The 19,809-nt window shown below is 50.2% G+C and carries 18 protein-coding genes; 11 read left to right on the top strand and 7 right to left on the bottom strand.

What is annotated here, in order from left to right; genetic code table 11:
• The first annotated feature begins 45 nt into the window (after positions 1-45).
• From IV04_RS06650 to rnd, 5 genes are all read left to right on the top strand, one after another.
• Positions 46-1,950 carry an ATP-dependent DNA helicase gene (locus IV04_RS06650; RefSeq protein ID WP_037398945.1) on the top strand — a complete coding sequence of 635 codons (1,905 nt, stop codon included), beginning with the start codon at positions 46-48 and terminating at the stop codon, positions 1,948-1,950.
• A gap of 79 nt (positions 1,951-2,029) precedes the next feature.
• The gene (gene tsaB, locus IV04_RS06645) at positions 2,030-2,731 is read left to right on the top strand and encodes a tRNA (adenosine(37)-N6)-threonylcarbamoyltransferase complex dimerization subunit type 1 TsaB (RefSeq protein WP_037399993.1); all 702 of its coding nucleotides are present in this window, start codon (positions 2,030-2,032) and stop codon (positions 2,729-2,731) included.
• A 106-nt stretch (positions 2,732-2,837) separates the two neighbouring features.
• Positions 2,838-3,437, top strand: a complete 600-nt coding sequence (locus tag IV04_RS06640) for a Slp family lipoprotein (RefSeq protein WP_037398947.1) — start codon at positions 2,838-2,840, stop codon at positions 3,435-3,437.
• 196 nt (positions 3,438-3,633) lie between these two features.
• A complete protein-coding gene (gene fadD, locus IV04_RS06635) occupies positions 3,634-5,322 on the top strand; it encodes a long-chain-fatty-acid--CoA ligase FadD (RefSeq protein WP_037398950.1) in 1,689 nt (562 codons plus the stop codon).
• A gap of 121 nt (positions 5,323-5,443) precedes the next feature.
• Positions 5,444-6,565 (top strand): ribonuclease D, encoded by a 1,122-nt coding sequence (gene rnd / locus IV04_RS06630; RefSeq protein ID WP_037398952.1) that lies wholly within the window; start codon positions 5,444-5,446, stop codon positions 6,563-6,565.
• Between the two features lie 219 nt (positions 6,566-6,784).
• Here the strand turns inward: rnd and minE are convergent, their stop codons facing one another.
• From minE to minC, 3 genes are read right to left on the bottom strand one after another with little or no spacing between them, the layout of a single operon-like run.
• Positions 6,785-7,054 (bottom strand): cell division topological specificity factor MinE, encoded by a 270-nt coding sequence (gene minE / locus IV04_RS06625; protein ID WP_037398954.1) that lies wholly within the window; start codon positions 7,052-7,054, stop codon positions 6,785-6,787.
• A gap of 3 nt (positions 7,055-7,057) precedes the next feature.
• On the bottom strand, positions 7,058-7,870 hold the full coding sequence (gene minD, locus IV04_RS06620; protein WP_037398956.1) for a septum site-determining protein MinD: 813 nt from the start codon (positions 7,868-7,870) through the stop codon (positions 7,058-7,060).
• Positions 7,871-7,895: 25 nt separating this feature from the next.
• Positions 7,896-8,582, bottom strand: coding sequence for a septum site-determining protein MinC (gene minC, locus IV04_RS06615; protein ID WP_037398959.1), 687 nt, complete (start codon positions 8,580-8,582; stop codon positions 7,896-7,898).
• Between the two features lie 136 nt (positions 8,583-8,718).
• On the opposite strand from minC, the gene IV04_RS06610 reads away from it, so the two are divergent.
• The 3 genes from IV04_RS06610 to IV04_RS06600 all read left to right on the top strand — a co-directional run bounded on the left by IV04_RS06610 (position 8,719) and on the right by IV04_RS06600 (position 10,451).
• Complete coding sequence (locus IV04_RS06610) at positions 8,719-8,991, top strand: YcgL domain-containing protein (RefSeq protein WP_037398963.1); 273 nt, start codon at positions 8,719-8,721, stop codon at positions 8,989-8,991.
• A gap of 166 nt (positions 8,992-9,157) precedes the next feature.
• Entirely contained in the window at positions 9,158-9,814 is a 657-nt protein-coding gene (locus IV04_RS06605; protein ID WP_037398966.1) for a fumarylacetoacetate hydrolase family protein, read from the top strand.
• Between the two features lie 190 nt (positions 9,815-10,004).
• Positions 10,005-10,451, top strand: coding sequence for a YcgN family cysteine cluster protein (locus IV04_RS06600; RefSeq protein WP_037398970.1), 447 nt, complete (start codon positions 10,005-10,007; stop codon positions 10,449-10,451).
• Positions 10,452-10,496: 45 nt separating this feature from the next.
• Here the strand turns inward: IV04_RS06600 and IV04_RS06595 are convergent, their stop codons facing one another.
• The 3 genes from IV04_RS06595 to nhaB all read right to left on the bottom strand — a co-directional run bounded on the left by IV04_RS06595 (position 10,497) and on the right by nhaB (position 14,310).
• Positions 10,497-11,396: a Kdo hydroxylase family protein gene (locus tag IV04_RS06595; RefSeq protein ID WP_037398972.1), complete on the bottom strand. Its 900-nt coding sequence runs from the start codon at positions 11,394-11,396 to the stop codon at positions 10,497-10,499.
• A gap of 675 nt (positions 11,397-12,071) precedes the next feature.
• Positions 12,072-12,605 carry a disulfide bond formation protein DsbB gene (gene dsbB / locus IV04_RS06590; RefSeq protein ID WP_037398973.1) on the bottom strand — a complete coding sequence of 178 codons (534 nt, stop codon included), beginning with the start codon at positions 12,603-12,605 and terminating at the stop codon, positions 12,072-12,074.
• A 121-nt stretch (positions 12,606-12,726) separates the two neighbouring features.
• Positions 12,727-14,310 (bottom strand): sodium/proton antiporter NhaB, encoded by a 1,584-nt coding sequence (nhaB, locus tag IV04_RS06585; RefSeq protein ID WP_037398975.1) that lies wholly within the window; start codon positions 14,308-14,310, stop codon positions 12,727-12,729.
• Between the two features lie 322 nt (positions 14,311-14,632).
• On the opposite strand from nhaB, the gene fadR reads away from it, so the two are divergent.
• Entirely contained in the window at positions 14,633-15,352 is a 720-nt protein-coding gene (fadR, locus tag IV04_RS06580) for a fatty acid metabolism transcriptional regulator FadR (protein WP_037398977.1), read from the top strand.
• A gap of 53 nt (positions 15,353-15,405) precedes the next feature.
• Here the strand turns inward: fadR and IV04_RS06575 are convergent, their stop codons facing one another.
• Positions 15,406-16,941: a SpoVR family protein gene (locus tag IV04_RS06575; protein WP_037398979.1), complete on the bottom strand. Its 1,536-nt coding sequence runs from the start codon at positions 16,939-16,941 to the stop codon at positions 15,406-15,408.
• A 507-nt stretch (positions 16,942-17,448) separates the two neighbouring features.
• On the opposite strand from IV04_RS06575, the gene IV04_RS06570 reads away from it, so the two are divergent.
• Positions 17,449-17,994, top strand: a complete 546-nt coding sequence (locus tag IV04_RS06570; protein ID WP_037398981.1) for an Ail/Lom family outer membrane beta-barrel protein — start codon at positions 17,449-17,451, stop codon at positions 17,992-17,994.
• 478 nt (positions 17,995-18,472) lie between these two features.
• Positions 18,473-19,777, top strand: a complete 1,305-nt coding sequence (locus tag IV04_RS06565) for a D-amino acid dehydrogenase (protein ID WP_037398983.1) — start codon at positions 18,473-18,475, stop codon at positions 19,775-19,777.
• The last annotated feature ends 32 nt before the right edge of the window (positions 19,778-19,809 follow it).

Below are 19,809 nucleotides of genomic sequence, written 5' to 3'. Positions count from 1 at the left end.
AGGCTTGGCATAATCAGCCCTGAATAATCCTGAACGAGAGATAGCGTGGCTGACGATTTCGCACCAGAAGGCGCATTGGCGCAGGCAATTAAAGGTTTCAAACCCCGTGAACCGCAACGCATGATGGCAGAAGCGGTAACGGAAGCGATCAATTTTAAACAAGAACTGGTGGTTGAAGCGGGTACCGGTACCGGCAAAACCTATGCCTATCTGGCCCCGGCGCTGCGTTCCAAACGCAAGGTGATTATTTCTACGGGCTCTAAAGCGTTGCAGGACCAGCTTTATGCGCGCGATCTCCCTACCGTCGCTAAGGCATTAAAATATAAAGGTAAACTGGCGCTGCTGAAAGGGCGCTCCAACTACCTGTGCTTGGAGCGTCTCGAACAGCAATCGATGGCTGGCGGTGAACTGGCGGGGCAAACGCTGGTTGATCTGGTGCGCTTGCGTAGCTGGTCGTCACAAACGGAAGAAGGGGATATCAGTTCCTGCGGCGATGTGGCGGAAGACAGCTTTGTCTGGCCGTTGGTGACCAGCACCAACGACAATTGTCTTGGCAGCGACTGCCCACTGTATAAAGAGTGTTTTGTGGTCAAGGCGCGTCGCCGTGCGATGGATGCTGATGTCGTGGTGGTGAACCACCATCTGTTCCTGGCGGATATGGTGGTCAAAGAGGGTGGGTTTGCCGAACTGATTCCGGAAGCCGATGTGATGATTTTCGACGAAGCGCATCAGATCCCGGATATTGCCAGCCAGTATTTTGGCAAGCAACTCACCAGCCGCCAACTGCTCGATTTGGCGAAAGATATCACTATTGCTTACCGCACCGAAGTGCGCGACATGGCGCAGTTGCAAAAAAGCGCCGATCGCCTCAGCCAAAGCACGCAGGATTTCCGTTTAGCGTTGGGAGATCCAGGCTTTCGCGGCAACTTGCGTGAAGTGCTGGCGCAACCAAACGTTCAGCGGGCGCTGGTGCTGCTCGATGACGCGCTGGAACTGTGTTACGACGTAGTCAAACTTTCCCTCGGTCGTTCGGCGTTGCTGGATGCCGCGTTTGAACGTGCGACGCAATATCGAACCCGTCTCAAACGGCTGAAAGAGGTCAATGAACCGGGGTTCAGCTACTGGTATGAATGTAACTCGCGTCACTTTGTGCTGGCGCTGACTCCGTTGACGGTTGCCGAGCGTTTTCGTGAGATGCTTGACGAGAAGCCGGGCAGTTGGATCTTTACCTCGGCGACGCTGTCGGTTAACGAGCAGATGGGGCACTTTACCGAACGTCTGGGGCTGAATAAAGCCAAGACGTTGCTATTACCTAGCCCGTTTGACTACGCCAATCAGGCACTGCTGTGTGTGCCACGTTTTTTGCCTTCGCCGAATCAACCCGGTGGTGCCCGGCAGTTGGCGCGCATGTTGCGGCCGTTGATCGAAGCCAATCAGGGGCGCTGCTTCTTTCTTTGCACTTCACACCAAATGATGCGCGAACTGGCAGAAGAGTTCCGCGCCACGCTGACCCTGCCAGTACTGTTACAAGGAGAAACCAGCAAAGGCCAGTTACTGGCGCAGTTTGTTGAAGCGGGTAATGCGTTACTGGTGGCTACCAGCAGCTTCTGGGAAGGGGTGGATGTCAGGGGCGATACGCTTTCCTGTGTCATTATCGACAAGTTGCCGTTTACCTCGCCGGATGATCCGTTGCTGAAAGCACGCATTGAAGATTGCCGTTTACGTGGGGGCGATCCGTTCAACGATGTGCAGCTACCAGATGCCGTGATCACCTTGAAACAGGGCGTAGGCCGCCTGATTCGTGATACCGACGATCGTGGTGTGCTGGTGATTTGTGACAATCGGTTGGTGATGCGCCCTTATGGTGAAGTGTTCCTCAACAGTTTGCCGCCGACACCGCGTACCCGCGATCTGGCGCAGGCGATTGCCTTCCTCAAGGCGGAGTGCTAGCCGATAGGCGTGACTTCGGGGCTGTGCTACAATGCGCGCCCTGTATGAAACCACTGAATTTTCCCGCCTGAGGTTTGGCATGTCCACGCGAATTTTAGCGATCGATACGGCGACGGAAGCATGTTCTGTCGCTATCTGGAATCAGGGCGAAATTCACGCTCTGTTCGAACTGTGTCCACGCGAACACACCCAACGCATTTTACCTTTGGTGCAGCAGATATTGGCTGAATCCGGCTTAACCCTGGCGCAACTCGATGCTCTGGCCTTTGGCCGTGGGCCGGGCAGCTTTACCGGTGTGCGTATCGGTATTGGTATTGCTCAGGGTTTGGCGTTGGGAGCCGATCTTCCGATGCTCGGGATCTCTACTTTGCAAACCATGGCTCAAGGTGCTTGGCGGATGACCGGCGCGCAGCGCGTGCTGTCGGCGATCGATGCGCGAATGGGAGAGGTTTACTGGGGGCAATTCGAGCGTCAGCAGGATGGCCGCTGGTCAGAGAGCGAAGGCGAAGCGGTGTTGTCACCGCCACAGGCATTAGCACGTGCGCAAGGTTTGCAGGGCAATTGGGCTCATGTCGGCACCGGTTGGCAAACTTATCCTGATCTGGTCGCAGGCGCAGCCATCAACCTGGCGGACGGGCAGATGCTGTTGCCACAGGCTGAAGATATGTTGCCGTTGGCGTTGCAAGCCTGGCAGCAGGGCCTGGCAGTGAGCGTTGAAAATGCCGAGCCAACTTATCTGCGCAATGAAGTGACCTGGAAGAAACTGCCTGGACGCGAATAATTGTACTATTATTATAGTGTTGTCGCTGATGTCGGAAATATATCCACCTGCAGCTTGCGCTAAGGAATGCCATTAGAAGTTACCGCCAATTCAGGAGATTACGACGATGCTGACCCGCACTTTGAGTAAAAAACTATTAACTCTGGCGATTGCTAGTAGTGTGTTGGCACTCTCCGGCTGTATCACCATTCCAGACGCTATTCAGGGAACGAGTGCAACGCCGGTGGATCAACTCTCTACCGTGCAGAATGCGCCAAAACTGTTTATCGGTGCTGAAGCTCGCTTTGGCGGTACGGTCGTTGCCATGACCAATGAGCGTGGTCGGACGGTACTGGAGATCGCTGCCGTGCCGCTGGATAGCGGTGCGCGCCCTATTTTAGGGGAACCTTCGCAAGGTCGGTTGCTGGCTTCGGTTAACGGCTTCCTTGATCCGGTTGATTTCAATCGGCAGTTGATCACGGTGGTGGGGCCGATTACCGGCGTTCAGGAAGGCAAAATTGGCATGACCCCATACCGGTTTGTCACGATGAATGCGACGGGTTTCAAACGTTGGCGTATCGCTCAACAGGTTGTTATGCCTCCGCAACCGATGGGGCCATGGGGGCCTTGGGGCCCACGTCATGATCCTTGGGGCCCGGGCTGGGGTGGTGGCCCCGGCTGGTACAATCCAGGGCCAGCCCGGATACAAACCTTGGTTGTACCCTAAATTTGGTCATTCTGATAGGCGGCTTGCAAGCCGCCTTATGTTTTCTGCGCAAGCGGGAATTAGCAATTAGTGACCTATATCGCAACCTGAGTATTGTTTAAAACTCAAACTGGTACGCTGAGTTAAAATATTGTTAAAGCCCGGCCGTAACTCGGGGGCTGCAATAATAATTAGCAAAAATTTCAGGAGTAATAGCTTGGATAAGGTCTGGTTAAAACGTTACCCAGCGGATGTTCCGGCAGAGATTGATGCCGATCACTACACATCACTGATTGAAGTATTTGAAAATGCAGCGACACGTTATGCAGATCAACCCGCGTTCATCAATATGGGGGAGGTGATGACCTTTCGCAAATTGGAGGAGCGTAGCCGGGCGTTTGCTGCCTATCTGCAAAATGAGCTGGGGCTGCAGAAGGGTGATCGTGTCGCCCTGATGATGCCAAATCTGCTGCAATATCCGATCGCTCTGTTTGGTATTCTGCGTGCCGGGATGGTGGTGGTGAACGTCAACCCGCTCTATACCCCGCGTGAACTGGAACATCAGTTGAACGATAGCGGTGCCAGCGCCATTGTGATCGTATCCAACTTTGCCCATACGCTGGAAAAAGTGGTGTTCAAAACGCAGGTGAAACACGTTATTTTGACGCGTATGGGCGATCAGCTCTCAGCCGCCAAAGGCACGCTGGTGAACTTTGTGGTGAAATATATCAAGCGTTTGGTGCCCAAATACCATCTGCCAGACGCGATCTCCTTTCGGAGCGCATTACAGCGAGGCCGCCGCTTGCAATACGTCAAGCCGGATGTCGTCAACACCGATCTGGCCTTTTTGCAATATACCGGTGGGACCACGGGCGTAGCCAAAGGCGCGATGCTGACCCATCGCAATATGCAGGCCAATCTGGCGCAGGCCAAGGCGGCCTATGCACCTTTGCTGCGTGATGGGCAAGAACTGGTGGTGACGGCGCTGCCGCTGTATCACATCTTTGCTTTAACGGTGAACTGTTTGCTGTTTGTGGAGTTGGGTGGGCGCAGCTTGCTGATTACTAACCCACGCGACATCCCTGGAATGGTGAAAGAGTTAGCCAAATATCCGTTTACGGCCATGACCGGGGTAAATACCCTGTTCAATGCGTTGCTGAATAATGAGGATTTTCAGAAACTCGATTTTTCTTCGTTACGGCTGTCAGTCGGTGGTGGGATGTCGGTGCAGAAAGCGGTGGCCGAACGGTGGGAGAAACTGACGGGCAAGCATTTGCTGGAAGGATATGGCTTGACCGAATGTTCACCGCTGGTGTCAGGGAATCCACACAATCTGAAGCACTATAGTGGTAGTATTGGCCTGCCGGTGCCTTCTACAGATATTCGTTTAGTGGATGATGAGGGTAAAGATGTTCCTGCTGGTAAAGCCGGTGAACTTTGGGTCAAGGGACCACAAGTTATGTTAGGCTATTGGCAGAGGCCGGATGCAACCGATGAGGTGTTGAAAGAGGGTTGGCTTGCCACTGGCGATGTCGTGACGGTGGATGATGAGGGTTTTATTCGCATCGTTGACCGTAAGAAAGATATGATTCTGGTTTCTGGTTTCAACGTTTATCCGAATGAAATCGAAGATGTCGTGAGCCAGCATCCGAAAGTCCTTGAGTGTGCGGCGATTGGTGTGCCGAGCGGGGCATCTGGTGAAGCGGTGAAAATTTGCGTAGTGAAGAAAGACGCTTCGCTTACCAGTGAGGAGTTGTTGACTCACTGCCGCCGTCATCTTACCGGGTATAAAGTGCCAAAAATTGTTGAGTTCCGAGACGAGCTACCGAAATCGAATGTCGGTAAAATCTTGCGTCGAGAACTGCGTGACGAACAAAAAAAACCAGCAGCGGTTGATGCTGCCTAGGTGATGTCGTTACAACTCCTGATCAACAGCGCCGGTTAATACCGGCGTTGTTGTGTATGATTCATGAAATACCCATTTCCTTCATGCAGGTTCGTGGGTAAACGATAAAGAGAATGACGTTTTGAATTATCAGTTGATCACTACCGATACTGGCTTGCAGCAGGTCTGCGAGCAGGCGAGAAACCATGACCAGATTGCGCTGGACACTGAGTTTGTAAGAACGCGTACCTACTATCCGCAGTTAGGCCTGATCCAGTTATACGACGGTGAACAACTCTCTCTGATCGATCCACTCCCTATCAAACAATGGCAGCCATTTATCGATCTATTGGCCGATAACCGCGTGGTGAAGTTCCTGCATGCTGGCAGCGAAGATTTGGAGGTGTTTCTCAACGCCTTTAAAACGTTGCCGACGCCCATGATTGATACCCAGATTTTGGCCGCGTTTAGTGGCCATGCACTGTCTTGCGGCTTTGCCAAGCTGGTGGCGGAGTATATGCAGGTTGATCTGGATAAAAGCGAATCTCGCACTGATTGGTTGGCGCGCCCATTGACGGAGCGGCAGTGCATTTATGCTGCAGCCGATGTGTTCTATCTGTTGCCCATGGCCAAGCAATTAGTACAAGAGACGGAACAAGCGGGCTGCACGGCGGCTGCGCATGATGAATGTCTACTGTTATGCCAGCGCCGCAGTGAAAGTTTGGCCCCTGAATTGGCCTACCGCGAAATCACCAATGCCTGGCAATTACGACCGCGTCAGTTAGCCTGCTTGCAGAAACTGGCTGAATGGCGTCTGCGCCAGGCTCGTGAGCGTGATCTGGCGGTGAACTTTGTGGTGCGTGAAGAGAACCTGTGGGCCGTTGCCCGCTATATGCCAACGTCGCTAGGGGAACTTGACTCACTGGGGCTGAGCGGGCCAGAGATTCGTTACCATGGCAAAACGCTGCTGGCATTGGTAGCCGAAGCTAACGCGCTTGATGAGTCTGCCTTGCCTGAGCCTATCGCTAACCTGATCGATCAGCCGGGTTATAAGAAGGTATTCAAGGAGATCAAAGCAGCCATCACTGAAGTCAGTGAAAAGAGCGGTTTAAGCAGCGAATTATTGGCTTCACGTCGCCAGATTAACCAATTACTGAACTGGCACTGGAAACTGAAAGGCAGCGAGAGTCAGTCGGAGTTAATCAGTGGCTGGCGTGGTAGCTTATTGGCTGCACCTTTGCAGGATATTCTAAAGAATTACTAATCGTTAACCGGAACATGAGGGCAGGCGCGTTTCTGGTCTGCTCCCATTCTTGGGAATAAGGAAGTAGGACGTGTAAAACTGCTTCAAATAATCTCTTCAGATTATGGGATAACGGGCCTTGCAGGAGATAAACCGTTATTCTAATTGCCAACTTCACGCATGTATATATATACAGTTACCCCCTGCGGAAATAGACAGGGGGTAATTAATGCGCTGCGATCATTTAGGTGTTTCTTCCGATTCCGGTAGTGTTACGTTTAATTCAAGTACCGAAATATCATCCCCTTTCTGTTCAAACTGTACATGCAACATTTCAGGGTCGATCTGAACGTATTTACAAATTACCGCAAGAATGTCGCGTTTTAAATCAGGCAGATAGTGGGGTTCGCTGTCCCCACGACGACGCTCTGCGACGATAATTTGCAGCCGCTCCTTGGCTACACTGGCTGTTGATTTTTTGCGGGACAGAAAGAAGTCTAACAAAGCCATGGTTTATCCCCCAAAAAGGCGTTTCAGGAAGCCCTTCTTCTCTTCTTCGATGAAGCGGAATGGGCGTTCTTCTCCTAACAGGCGGTGAACGGTATCGTCATAAGCTTTACCAGCGTCTGACTCATTATCAAGAATAACAGGCTCACCCTGGTTAGAGGCGCGTAATACAGACTGATCTTCTGGAATGACGCCAACCAGCGGAATACGCAGGATTTCTAGCACATCTTCCATACTCAGCATGTCGCCACGGCTGACACGGCCAGGGTTGTAACGGGTTAACAGTAAGTGTTCCTTGATGGGCGACTCCCCCTTTTCGGCACGGCGTGATTTGGAAGCCAGAATGCCAAGGATACGGTCAGAGTCACGTACTGAAGACACTTCCGGGTTAGTGGTGATGATGGCTTCGTCGGCAAAATAAAGCGCCATCAGCGCGCCAGTTTCAATACCTGCCGGAGAATCACACACGACAAATTCAAATCCCATCTCGTCGAGTTCGTTGAGAATTTTCTCAACCCCTTCGTGGGTCAGTGCATCTTTATCACGCGTTTGTGAAGCGGGCAGGATGTAGAGGTTTTCGGTGCGCTTATCTTTGATTAACGCCTGATTCAGCGTGGCATCACCCTGAATAACGTTAACAAAATCATAAACTACCCGGCGTTCACAGCCCATGATCAGATCAAGGTTGCGCAGACCGATATCGAAGTCGATCACTACGGTTTTCTTGCCATTCTGGGCTAAGCCGGTAGCAATCGCCGCGCTTGATGTGGTCTTGCCAACGCCCCCTTTACCCGATGTAACAACAATAATGCGTGCCATGAAATGGATTCCTTGTCAAAAGGGCTTAATTTAAAGGTTGTATGGTTAAAGCATTATCCAACAGGCTGAGCCGCGCTGCCTGCCCGAAAAATTCGGGCGGGATTTGATCGCTCAACCAGTATTGCCCTGCGATAGAGACGAGTTCTGCACCCAGGTGCGTACAAAAAATCTGGCACTGAGCATCGCCAGAAGCGCCAGCCAGTGCACGGCCACGCATGGTGCCGTAAATGTGAATGTTGCCATCGGCAATCAATTCGGCACCAGCACTAACGCTACTGGTAACGATCAAATCACTGTTGCGGGCATAAATCTGTTGGCCGGAACGGACAGGAGCACTGATGATACGCGTTTTGGCGGGGGTATTGTCTGGCAATGGTGCTGCGGCGGCAGGGGCTATTTTTTGCCCTCGGCCTTCATTCAGTAATGGCAATCCAGCACGGGCGATAGCCCGTTTTTGCCGTTCATCTTTGCAACCACTGATACCGACCACGCGCAAACCGGCAGCCGTGACAGCCTGTTGAAGTGCTTTCCAGTTTGCATCGCCGTTCAGCGTAGCAACATTGACTACAACAGGGGCATTTTTAAGAAAAGCGGGAGCTTGCTCCACCTTTTCTTGCAGTGCCTGACGTATTACCTCGGGTTCTGAATTATACAAATGAACAACCGATAAGGTAAAACTGCTGCCTTTTAGCTCAATTGGCGATTGTGACATCTATCCTGACTCAGTCTCAGCAACTTTAAATCCCCGGAATACCACTCGGGGTGCGATATTCCGAAGTACTATAAGCATGTTATAGTCAGAGTTATATCCAGGCAAGACGCTGCCTCAATTAAATAGAGTTAAAAAAATGCTTTGTGTGATCTATAGAAGCCCAAAACGTGATCAAACTTATCTTTATGTCGAAAAAAAAGACGATTTCTCTCGCGTGCCGGAAGATTTGATGAAAAGTTTTGGGACGCCTCAGTTTGCGATGATGCTTTCCCTCGATGAACGCAAGAGATTAGCCTCGGCAGATATTGAAGCGGTGAAAGAAGCGTTGAAACAGGATGGGTTTTATCTGCAGTTTCCTCCACCGGTAGAAAATTTATTAAACCTGCATTTGTCTGAGACGAAGAAATAAGCCTCAACAGATTTTTAGTATAGGATAGTGGCAGGTGAGTACATGCTCGTATTACTTCGCGATTGGTGTTGGGATAATGCCTGATGCCATAAAGGAGGCCTGGGGTGGTTCGCCGTTCGAGGCGGGCTTAGACGCCAGGCCATGACACTGTGGTTGGGAGAGGTGTATGTATCAACATAGAGACTGGCAAGGTTCGTTGCTCGATTTTCCGGCAAATAAAGTGGTCTGTGTCGGAAGCAACTATGCTGATCATGTTAAGGAAATGGGCAGTGTGGCATCGCCTGAACCGGTCGTATTTATCAAGCCTGAAACGGCGCTGTGTGATATTCGCCAACCGGTAGCGATCCCGAAAGGTTTGGGCTCGGTACATCACGAGGTTGAGTTGGCGGTTCTGATCGGTACTCCGCTGAAGCAGGCTAATGAAGATCGCGTGGCGCGGGCCATCGCCGGATACGGTGTGGCATTGGATTTGACCTTGCGTGAGCTACAGGCCGGGTTCAAAAAGGCAGGCCAACCGTGGGAGAAGGCCAAGGGATTCGATGGTTCTTGCCCGATCTCTGGTTTTATTCCGGTAGCGGAGTTTGGCGATCCGCAAAATGCTGAGCTGTCGCTGAGCGTCAATGACCAATTGCGTCAGCAGGGTAATACCCGTGATATGATTACGCCTATTTTGCCGCTGATTGCTTATATGAGCCGCTTTTTCACCCTGCGGGCAGGTGACATTATTCTCACGGGTACACCGCAGGGCGTCGGGCCGATGGTTTCTGGCGATATGCTCAAGATTTCTCTTAATGGCAAAGCACTCAGTACCCGGGTGATTTGATTCCTTGCCGCCTGCAACATGCATTGTTGCAGGCAGAATCATTACAACAACGGATAACGCGTTGGTTATCAAAGTGGCCTTTTGCTGTGAGTGCCTATATAGTGCCCGCCTAAACCTGTTTGCAGGTGTTCTATACCCAAGCAACTTGAAGTATGAAGGGTATATTCATTTACCTATTTTGGATGTAGATATGTCACAACTCCCTTTTTGGCAGCAGAAAACGCTGGAAGAAATGTCTGAAGCAGAGTGGGAATCGCTGTGCGACGGTTGTGGCCAATGCTGCATGAATAAACTGATCGACGAAGATACCGATGAGATCTATTTCACCAACGTTGCCTGCGATCAGCTCAATATCAAATCTTGCCAATGCCGTAACTATGAGCGCCGGTTTGAACTGGAAGAGGACTGCATCAAGCTGACGCGTGAAAACATGACGACGTTCGAGTGGTTGCCACTCACCTGTGCTTACCGTTTGATTGGCGAGGGCAAGCCCCTTTATCCGTGGCACCCACTGATCAGCGGCTCAAAGTCGGCGATGCACGGTGAACGTATTACCGTGCGTCATATCGCCGTACACGAAAGCGAAGTTGTGGATTGGCAGGATCACATTTTGAACAAACCTAGCTGGGCCAAGTAACCACTGACAGGTTCGCGTTTCTCTGAACAGTCATCATGGCACAAGCTAAATCAACGGTTTGTGCAGCAGCGCTTCCAACACTTTCAGTGGTGAATTTTGCGGTGTTTTCATCGCAGCCACTGGGAGCAGGAACGTCTGCTCCAGCATAAACTGCCCAGACATGGCGGCGTGCGGTGTCTGATCGGAAAAGCAAATCCAACTGCTGCCCGGCGGGAATTCAATAGCCTGCTGTGGCCCATTCTTCTGGTATTCCAGATCGGCTTTCATCGCGTCATGCATCTGTAACATCAGATGATCGTAATGGCTGCGACGGGTTTTGGTAATGCCGACTTTATCCTGCAACCAACTGATGAAAGGGGAGTAGCGCCCGAGGCGTGGCAGAAAGCGTTGTGCCAATTCTGGGAACGGCTCACCGACACGCCAGTGGCGATTTTCACCTGCGGGATTGATATTGGTGAAAATCCGCAGAATACGCTCACCGTAATTAGGGCGTGAAGGGAAAGCATCGACATGCAGGCGGGTGTCATCCTTGCGCCATGAGTTGCTGGCCTTCCATGCGGAAATAGGGTGCAGACGCAGGCTATTGGTTGGTGTATGCAGCGTATGGCGATATTCAGGCAAGATCGAGAGCACTAATGCCTGGCAGGCCCTATGATGGCGAGCCAGCAACTTCTGCACGGCTTCGTGCTTGCCTTCAATGGCGACACCGGTCAATTTTTGTTGCTCTGGCTGATAGCTGATATTTTTACGTTTAGGATCAACTAACTCGGGGGTTAGCAACGTTTTCTCAGCTTCGGTCAGATTAAAGGCCAAATGAGGGAAAAACAGCACCTTACCCTGCTCAAGTGCGGCAACGGCGTCTATAGATGAAGGTGACGTTGCACTCCAATCCTGATAAGGAAGCGTTACGATGGCGGATTCCCGATTAATCTCATTTTCTGGCATTTTTCCCTCACGAAAGTACACGCCTTTCTCACAGGGGCCATCTGTCTAAGAGATAGGGCTCGATGTGGTGAAAAACAGTCTGGTATTTATCTACATGATACGCGGTTTATAAACATAACTGTTAGACGAAATTAAACAAAGAGTAAATAATGCTATAAATAAATAGCTTAAGGTTAGTTTTAGAGCGGTTTATTAGTCGTACTTATTAAGTTTAATCTTAATCGGCTTGAGAAACACATATATGCAATGAATAAAAGTGGTTCTTTTATATCAGTGAATATTAAAAAAATACATTTCAGAAACATATTTCCTACCAACTTATATACCCCAAATAATTCGAGTTGCTTGTAGGCGAGGATGGCTGAGCAGGTTCATCGAAGCTCGTTTTTTGCCGCTTGACTGGGATTGGGGAAAACACAACTTAATGTTATGTAAATTACGCTACAAATCCCGACGTAAGCTTCTTTTTGGCTACAATGTTAGGTAGTTTGTCGGCTAGTCCCGTTCAGTAATGAGAATTCAATGATGAAGATGGTACGTCTGTTTGCCGTAGCCGGAGTGCTGATTGTGCTCGTTTATTTTTTCACTCACACCTGATGTGAAGCGGTTTGGCAATCATAGGCGTGTAAATAAAAATGGTGCCTAAAAAGGCACCATTTTTGCTGAAGGGCGTTTTTAGCGGCCAAATAGATCCCGGCGACGCTGGCGAACAAATTGGCTGAGCAGTACCAACACGCCAACCAACAGATAGGCAGCAAAGATCCCCACTAACCACTGCGGCATTTCCAGAGACAGGAACTGCCATTGGCGCACAGAACAATCGCCTGAAGCGTGGAATACGGTTGGCACCCATTTATCGAGCGGCAACCAGGACGGGAAGCTGACGAAGAAATCACAGGTATTGAACGGTGAGGGGTGTAACTGGATCATGGTGTGCTTCCAGGCCAACTGTAAGCCAGCCCAGGCACTGTATATCCACAGCAAAATAGCCGCATAGCGCAGCAACGGCGTCTTGGGGGCGATTGCACCCAGCAGCGCGGCTCCGAAAATCCCGAACAACGCGACGCGTTCATAGATACACATCACACAAGGCTGCAGCAGCATTACGTGCTGAAAATAGAGAGCAGCCAACTCCAGCACCAAAGCAGTCAGGGCCATCAGCAGCCAAGCACCGCGCCCCTGTGAGCAACGGTTAAAGAATTGCAACATATATTTGTTCTTCCATGCAGTAAGCAATTGAACCGGCAGTGTAAACCAATTCATCCCCGCTGCCAGCTATCTGAACGTCATTCAGTGAAAAATAGTCACTGGCCGCAGGGGATGATGGCGGTTAATGTGCCGTGGGCGCTGCCAGTGCGTCAAGCGATGGCTGAGTCAGCCAGTGCCATTGCGCCAGTAAATCAGTGGCTGGAGCCAGCGTATGCTGCACGCAGAGCAGGCCGACCAACGTCAGGACCAGCGTATAAGGCAGTGCCATCCACACCATGCGGCCATAAGACAGGCGTACCAGAGGTGCTAACGCTGAAGTCAGCAAAAACAGGAACGCGGCTTGGCCGTTTGGTGTGGCCACCGAAGGTAGATTGGTGCCGGTATTGATGGCCACCGCCAGCATTTCAAACTGTTTGGCTGAAAGTGTCCCGTTTTCCAGCGCCGCACGGGCTTCATTAATATAGACCGTACCAACAAAAACGTTGTCAGATACTGAAGAGAGCAGGCCGTTAAACAGGTAGAACAGAGAAAGCTGCGCGGAAGGCTCTGCTTGCAAAACAAACTCGATCACTGGGGTAAACAGCCGTTGTTCAATGATCACCGCTACGACGGTAAAGAACACCGTCAGTAAGGCCGTAAAGGGCAGGGCTTCTTGGAATGCTTTGCCAATGGCGTGCTCATCGGTGATGCCGCACAGAGCGGTGGCCAGAATGATCACCGAGAGACCAATCAAGCCGACTTCTGCCAGATGGAAAGCCAGCGCAATCACCAACCAGATGCCAATCAAGGCTTGCACTACCAGTTTCATTTTTTCCTGGCGGCTGCGTTTGGCTGTAGCTTTCTGATCGAACTCTTTCAGCACGTCCCGCACGCGCTCTGGTAACTTTGTGCCATAACCAAATACGGCAAAACGTTCCACTAACAGGCAAACCAGTAGCCCGCAGATAAATACCGGCAGGGTAACCGGTGCCATCCGCAGGAAGAACTCGCCAAAGCTCCATCCAGCACTTTTGGCGATAATCAGGTTCTGGGGCTCACCCACCATGGTCATAACGCCACCGAGCGCGGTGCCGACACCAGCGTGCATCAACAGGCTGCGCAAAAAGGCCCGAAACTGCTCCAGCGTCTGTTTGTGGTCAGGGCTGTCAATGGCGCTATCGTCGCTGACGTCAAGATTATTGTCGGCACCTTTGGAGACTACATTATGGTAGATAGAATAAAATCCAGTGCCAACGCTGATCACGACGGCAACCACCGTCAGTGCATCAAGGAAGGCGGAAAGCAAGGCGGCAGCGACGCAGAATGCCAACGACAGCAACATTTTAGAACGGATATTGAGCAACAGCTTGGTAAACACAAACAGTAACAACTGCTTCATGAAATAGATGCCAGCCACCATAAACACCAACAGCAGCAGGACTTCCAGATTGTTGCCAATCTCTTGGCTGACGTGCTCGGGGCTCGTCATACCTATCACAACAGCTTCAATGGCTAACAGACCACCAGGCTGTAATGGGTAGCATTTCAGGGCCATGGCCAACGTGAAGATAAATTCGATCACTAATAGCCAACCCGCAACAAACGGGCTGATCAGGAAGAACACTAGTGGATTAATCACCAGAAAACTGATGATGACCAGCTTGTACCAATCGGGGGAAGAGCCGAGGAAATTTTTTACTAATGCTGAGCGTATTGTCATATCCATGCTGTTTTCGCAAAACCTTCAAGAGAGTTAACGCGTTATACCCAAAATAATTCGAGTTGCTTGTAGGTGACAGTTGTGCAGCCAACTCTCAAGCAACTTGAAGTATGACAGGCATATACCCTAGCAATCGCTGCGGGTAGGATGCAATCCAAGGTGTGTTTTATGGCAGAAATTTCTGCAGTGCGGTGTTATCGCATATTTTTTGCCAGCTTATGCACACTTTCGTTTAATGTTTTTTTCTCCTGCTATGTGATGCCTCGGTGATCTGGTATGATCTGCCAATTACTATTACAGCTTATTGTCGCTACGGAACGTCAAACACATGGTTATAAAGGCGCAGAGTCCTGCCGGTTTCGCGGAAGAATATATTATTGAAAGTATTTGGAATAATCGCTTCCCCCCTGGCTCTATTTTGCCCGCGGAACGTGAACTCTCAGAACTGATTGGTGTGACACGCACCACATTGCGTGAGGTTTTACAGCGATTGGCTCGTGATGGTTGGTTGACCATCCAGCATGGCAAACCGACCAAAGTAAACAATTTTTGGGAAACGTCTGGCCTTAATATTCTGGAAACTTTAGCCCGTCTCGATCATAACAGTGTCCCACAACTGATCGATAACCTACTTGCCGTGCGTACCAATATTGCTTCTATTTTTATCCGGGCTGCGGTGCGTAACCACCCGGAGCAGGCGCAGGAAGTGCTGGCGAAAGCCACGCAGGTTGAAGATAAAGCAGATGCATTCAATCATCTCGATTACGAAATCTTCCGTGGTCTGGCTTTTGCTTCTGGCAACCCGATTTATGGTCTGATTCTTAATGGCTTGAAAGGGCTCTATACGCGCGTTGGCCGTTATTATTTTTCTAACCCGGATGCACGTAAGCTGGCTCTCAGCTTTTATAACAAGCTTTCTACCCTGTGCCATGAAAGGATGTACGATCAGGTGATGGATTGCGTACGCAGTTACGGTAAAGAGAGTGGAGCCATCTGGCATAGTATGCAGGGCGCAATGCCAAGCGATCTGACCGAAGCTCGTCGCTAGTCGGTTTCTTAGCCAGTCAAAGGGCGCAGATTGCGCCCTTTGTCATTGATGGTTTACAGCGTTGTCGGCCTTGGTGGGCAACGATCGAGCAGTTCGATACTGCCATCTTCGTTTTTCTGCTCCAGAATGATGTCGAAGCCCCATAGGCGGTGCAGGTGTTTCATGACCTCTCTGCGGCTTTTATCCAGCGGAGCGCGATCTTGCGGAACGTAGCGCAGTGTCAGCGAGCGATCGCCACGCAGATCGACATTCCAGATCTGAATGTTGGGTTCATTATTACTCAGGTTGTATTGGGCTGATAACTCCTGGCGTATTGCGCGATACCCCTCTTCATTGTGGATTGCCGAGATCTCCAGGTAATTGTTGCGATCGTCATCCAGCACGGTGAACAGGCGGAAGTCACGCATGACTTTCGGCGACAGGAACTGGCTGATAAAGCTCTCGTCTTTGAAATCCCGCATGGCAAAATGCAGCGTATCCAGCCAGTCTTTACCGGCAATGTCCGGGAACCAGTAACGATCCTCGTCAGTGGGGGATTGGCAGATGCGTTTAATGTCCTGGAACATGGCAAAACCGAGCGCATACGGGTTAATGCCGTTGTAATACGGGCTGTTGTAGGGCGGTTGGAATACCACATTGGTATGGCTGTGCAAGAACTCCATCATAAAGCGATCCGTCACACGCCCTTCATCATAAAGATGATTCAGGATGGTGTAATGCCAGAACGTAGCCCAGCCTTCGTTCATCACCTGGGTCTGTTTTTGCGGATAGAAATACTGACTCACCTTACGCACGATGCGTAACACTTCTCGCTGCCATGATTCCAACAGCGGGGCGTTTTTCTCCATAAAATAGAGAATATTCTCCTGTGGTTCGCGCGGGTAGCGTAACGCCTGCTCTGGCAGCGCTTCACGGTCTACGCGTGGCAAGGTTTTCCACAGCGAGTTAACCTGGCTTTGCAGATATTCCTCACGGCTTTTCTGCCGTGCTTTCTCTTCCAGCAGCGAAATTTTTTGCGGCCTTTTGTAGCGATCAACGCCGTAATTCATCAACGCATGGCAAGAGTCGAGCAGCTTTTCCACTTCCTCGACGCCATAGCGTTCTTCACATTGGCTGATGTAGTGACGGGCAAACAGCAGATAATCCACAATGGAGCTGGCATCGGTCCAACTGCGGAACAGATAATTGTTTTTGAAAAACGAGTTGTGCCCATAGCAGGCATGCGCCATGACCAACGCCTGCATGGTGATGGTGTTTTCTTCCATCAGATAGGCGATGCACGGGTTGGAGTTGATCACGATTTCATAGGCCAAGCCTTGCTGGCCTTGTTTATAGCGCTGTTCGGTCTCAATGAATTTTTTGCCGAACGACCAGTGGGTATAGTTAATCGGCATCCCGACGCTGGAGTAGGCATCCATCATCTGTTCAGAGGTAATAACCTCGATTTGATGTGGATAGGTGTCGAGCCGGTAATGCTTGGCCACCCGGTCAACCTGCTCCAGATAGACTTGCAGCAGGTCGAACGTCCAGTCTGGTCCATCGCTCAGACGTTTATCTTCCTTAACCTTTTTATGTGTCGAAGTAGTCATCAGCGCACCCTCGTTATTAACGGACTCTGCTCATTTTGACAGGCCCTGTATCAATCATAGTCCAGGTTGAAATAAACCGTTATATATCAGTAAAGTAAAATTAACCTCTTACTCTTCATTCATCATTGGCTCGCTTTCAACTTACTGATTACCGCGATCGTCCTGATCTCTTGCGGCTGTTTATACCCGTCATACTTCAAGTTGCTTGGGTATATGCTGATTTCTGGTCGAGAAGGCATGGGCTAATCACCTTTTCTCTCTTCGAGTATAGTCCGCTCGAAAGGGGGTGCAACTTATGGCTCAAACGGGTTATCACCGATCGCTCTGCTTTATATTTATTTGTTCATCCTGAACCATAAATATTTTGTATCTTCATGAAAAATATATGATTAAATCAATTTTGAGGTGACTTTTATAAAACATAATGATTAAATTATTGGCTCGTCCTACCAGCGAAATGGCAGATATCTGTCGCTGATGGGTTTTGACTTCTAACAAGGGACTAAAATGAAAAAAACGCATTTATCATTACTTCTGGCAGGTACTATGGCTCTGGCTTTTGGCGCTCAGGCGGCGGGTGAAAGCACGGTTTCTCTAGGCTATGCGCAAAGTCATGTAAAAGTGGATGGCAATACTCTGGATGAAAATCCTAAGGGCTTTAACTTAAAGTATCGTTATGAACTTGATGATAATTTAGGCGTTATTGCTTCATTTACCTATACTCAGCAATCCTATGACTACTATTATGGCTCGACGAAAATAGGCAGTGAGGATTTGAAATATTATTCTCTTGTTGCTGGCCCTGCTTATCGCTTTAACGAATACATCAGCGCATATGGGGTACTGGGTCTGGCTCACGGAACAGACAGTGGCAGTGCGTCATATGGTGGCTCTTCAATCAGCGTCGATGACAGTAAAACCAGCGTCGCATATGGTGCGGGTTTGCAGTTGAATGTCACACCAAATATCGCCATTGATGCGCATTACGAATACTCCAAGCTGGGTGACTTTAAAATAGGCACCTGGACTCTGGGAGCGGGTTACCGTTTCTAATCGGCCAAGCAGTAATGATCGGCAACTCACCCACCTCTTTTGGTGGGTTTTTTTATGTTTAAGAAAGTTTGCTGGTGGCTCACGTTACTGTCTGTGTGAGTTTTTTCTGCTGCGCAAGTGCGGGACTGTTAAGACATAATATTCTAAAATAATGCGTTATTATAAATATAATACTCTGTTTAAATGCTGTGCATTCCATTTATATACCATTAATGGAGTATTGTCATTGAAGGCTCCTGCACTGCCTTCAGTGCAATCAATGACAGCACTTGAGGAGCTATTTATTTCTTTATGGCCACTTTTACAACATCTTATCGCTATTTACAGGCGTCTATTGAAAAAGATCTCCATTTGAACGATAAATTAAATGTGAATATTGTCACGATTAATGAGCAATATGTTGTTTGGTTTTTTTCACTAAGTTAATTTCATGTAATCAGATGATTGTGCTTTTCACGAATTCGAGCTGGAGTCAGTGATGCGTGTGGTGATTTTGGGGAGTGGAGTGGTAGGCGTTGCCAGTGCTTGGTACTTGGCAAAAGCCGGTCATGAGGTCACAGTTATCGACCGTCAACCGGGCCCAGCGATGGAGACCAGTGCGGCCAATGCGGGGCAGATTTCACCGGGTTATGCCGCACCTTGGGCTGCTCCGGGCGTGCCGCTGAAGGCGATTAAATGGATGTTCCAACGCCATGCACCATTGGCGATACGCCTTGACGGTAGCAGCTTCCAGTTACGCTGGATGTGGCAGATGTTGAGAAACTGCGATACTGCCCATTATATGACGAATAAAGGTCGTATGGTGCGTTTGGCTGAGTACAGCCGTGACTGTATAAAAGCGTTGCGTCAGGAAACGGGTATTCAATATGAAGGCCGTCAGGGGGGGACGTTGCAACTGTTCCGAACGCCACAGCAGTTTGAGAACGCGGCTAAGGACATCGCGGTGCTGGAAGATGCTGGGGTGCCTTATCAACTGTTGGCGGCCAGCCAGCTAGCCACGGTTGAACCCGCTCTGGTACAGGTCGCGCACAAACTGACCGGTGGTTTGCAACTTCCTAATGATGAAACCGGGGATTGCCAACTTTTTACCCAACAGTTGGCGCAACTGGCGCAACAGGTGGGTGTCAACTTCCTGTTTAATCGCAGCGTCGAACGCCTGTTGGTTGAGGGCGATAAAATCAGCGGAGTGCAATGCGACGGTGAAGTGATTCAGGCGGACAGCTATGTGGTCGCGTTTGGGGCTTACTCTACGGCATTGTTAGGCGATCTGGTTTCCATTCCGGTTTATCCGTTAAAAGGTTATTCGTTGACGATCCCGATCGCTGATGAGGCTGCCGCTCCTTTCTCTACCGTGTTGGATGAAACCTATAAAATCGCTATTACTCGTTTTGACCAGCGGATCCGTGTTGGCGGTATGGCTGAGATTGTTGGCTTCAATACCGAACTTGAACAGAAACGCCGCGAAACCCTGGAGATGGTGGTTCGCGATCTCTATCCCAATGGTGGCAGGATTGAGGATGCCTCCTTCTGGACCGGCCTGCGCCCGATGACGCCGGATGGCACACCGATTGTTGGCCGTACTGCGCTGAAAAATCTCTATCTGAACACGGGGCATGGCACGCTCGGCTGGACAATGGCCTGTGGTTCCGGGCAGTTGATTGCCAATCTGATTTCTGGCACAACGCCAGCAATACCATCAGACGATTTGGGGGTTGCGCGTTATAGCGCCGATTTTCGCCAGAGGACAGCTATTCCTCTGAAAGACGTGCACCCGGCACGCTAATAATATGTGATGAGTGCCGCAGGTGACTACCT

Source organism: Serratia sp. Ag1, assembly GCF_000743355.1.
GTDB lineage: Bacteria > Pseudomonadota > Gammaproteobacteria > Enterobacterales > Enterobacteriaceae > Chania.
The sequence above is the reverse complement of the archived record's forward strand: the minus strand, read 5'-3'. Positions and strand labels throughout refer to the sequence as shown.

Excerpts from the sequence above, each read along its gene's own strand:
- tsaB (WP_037399993.1), top strand. The coding sequence starts at position 2,030 with ATGTCCACGCGAATTTTAGCGATCGATACGGCGACGGAAGCATGTTCT.
- IV04_RS06640 (WP_037398947.1), top strand. The coding sequence starts at position 2,838 with ATGCTGACCCGCACTTTGAGTAAAAAACTATTAACTCTGGCGATTGCT.
- minE (WP_037398954.1), bottom strand. The coding sequence starts at position 7,054 with ATGGCTTTGTTAGACTTCTTTCTGTCCCGCAAAAAATCAACAGCCAGT.
- minD (WP_037398956.1), bottom strand. The coding sequence starts at position 7,870 with ATGGCACGCATTATTGTTGTTACATCGGGTAAAGGGGGCGTTGGCAAG.
- minC (WP_037398959.1), bottom strand. The coding sequence starts at position 8,582 with ATGTCACAATCGCCAATTGAGCTAAAAGGCAGCAGTTTTACCTTATCG.
- IV04_RS06610 (WP_037398963.1), top strand. The coding sequence starts at position 8,719 with ATGCTTTGTGTGATCTATAGAAGCCCAAAACGTGATCAAACTTATCTT.
- IV04_RS06605 (WP_037398966.1), top strand. The coding sequence starts at position 9,158 with ATGTATCAACATAGAGACTGGCAAGGTTCGTTGCTCGATTTTCCGGCA.
- IV04_RS06600 (WP_037398970.1), top strand. The coding sequence starts at position 10,005 with ATGTCACAACTCCCTTTTTGGCAGCAGAAAACGCTGGAAGAAATGTCT.
- IV04_RS06595 (WP_037398972.1), bottom strand. The coding sequence starts at position 11,396 with ATGCCAGAAAATGAGATTAATCGGGAATCCGCCATCGTAACGCTTCCT.
- dsbB (WP_037398973.1), bottom strand. The coding sequence starts at position 12,605 with ATGTTGCAATTCTTTAACCGTTGCTCACAGGGGCGCGGTGCTTGGCTG.
- nhaB (WP_037398975.1), bottom strand. The coding sequence starts at position 14,310 with ATGGATATGACAATACGCTCAGCATTAGTAAAAAATTTCCTCGGCTCT.
- fadR (WP_037398977.1), top strand. The coding sequence starts at position 14,633 with ATGGTTATAAAGGCGCAGAGTCCTGCCGGTTTCGCGGAAGAATATATT.
- IV04_RS06575 (WP_037398979.1), bottom strand. The coding sequence starts at position 16,941 with ATGACTACTTCGACACATAAAAAGGTTAAGGAAGATAAACGTCTGAGC.
- IV04_RS06570 (WP_037398981.1), top strand. The coding sequence starts at position 17,449 with ATGAAAAAAACGCATTTATCATTACTTCTGGCAGGTACTATGGCTCTG.
- IV04_RS06565 (WP_037398983.1), top strand. The coding sequence starts at position 18,473 with ATGCGTGTGGTGATTTTGGGGAGTGGAGTGGTAGGCGTTGCCAGTGCT.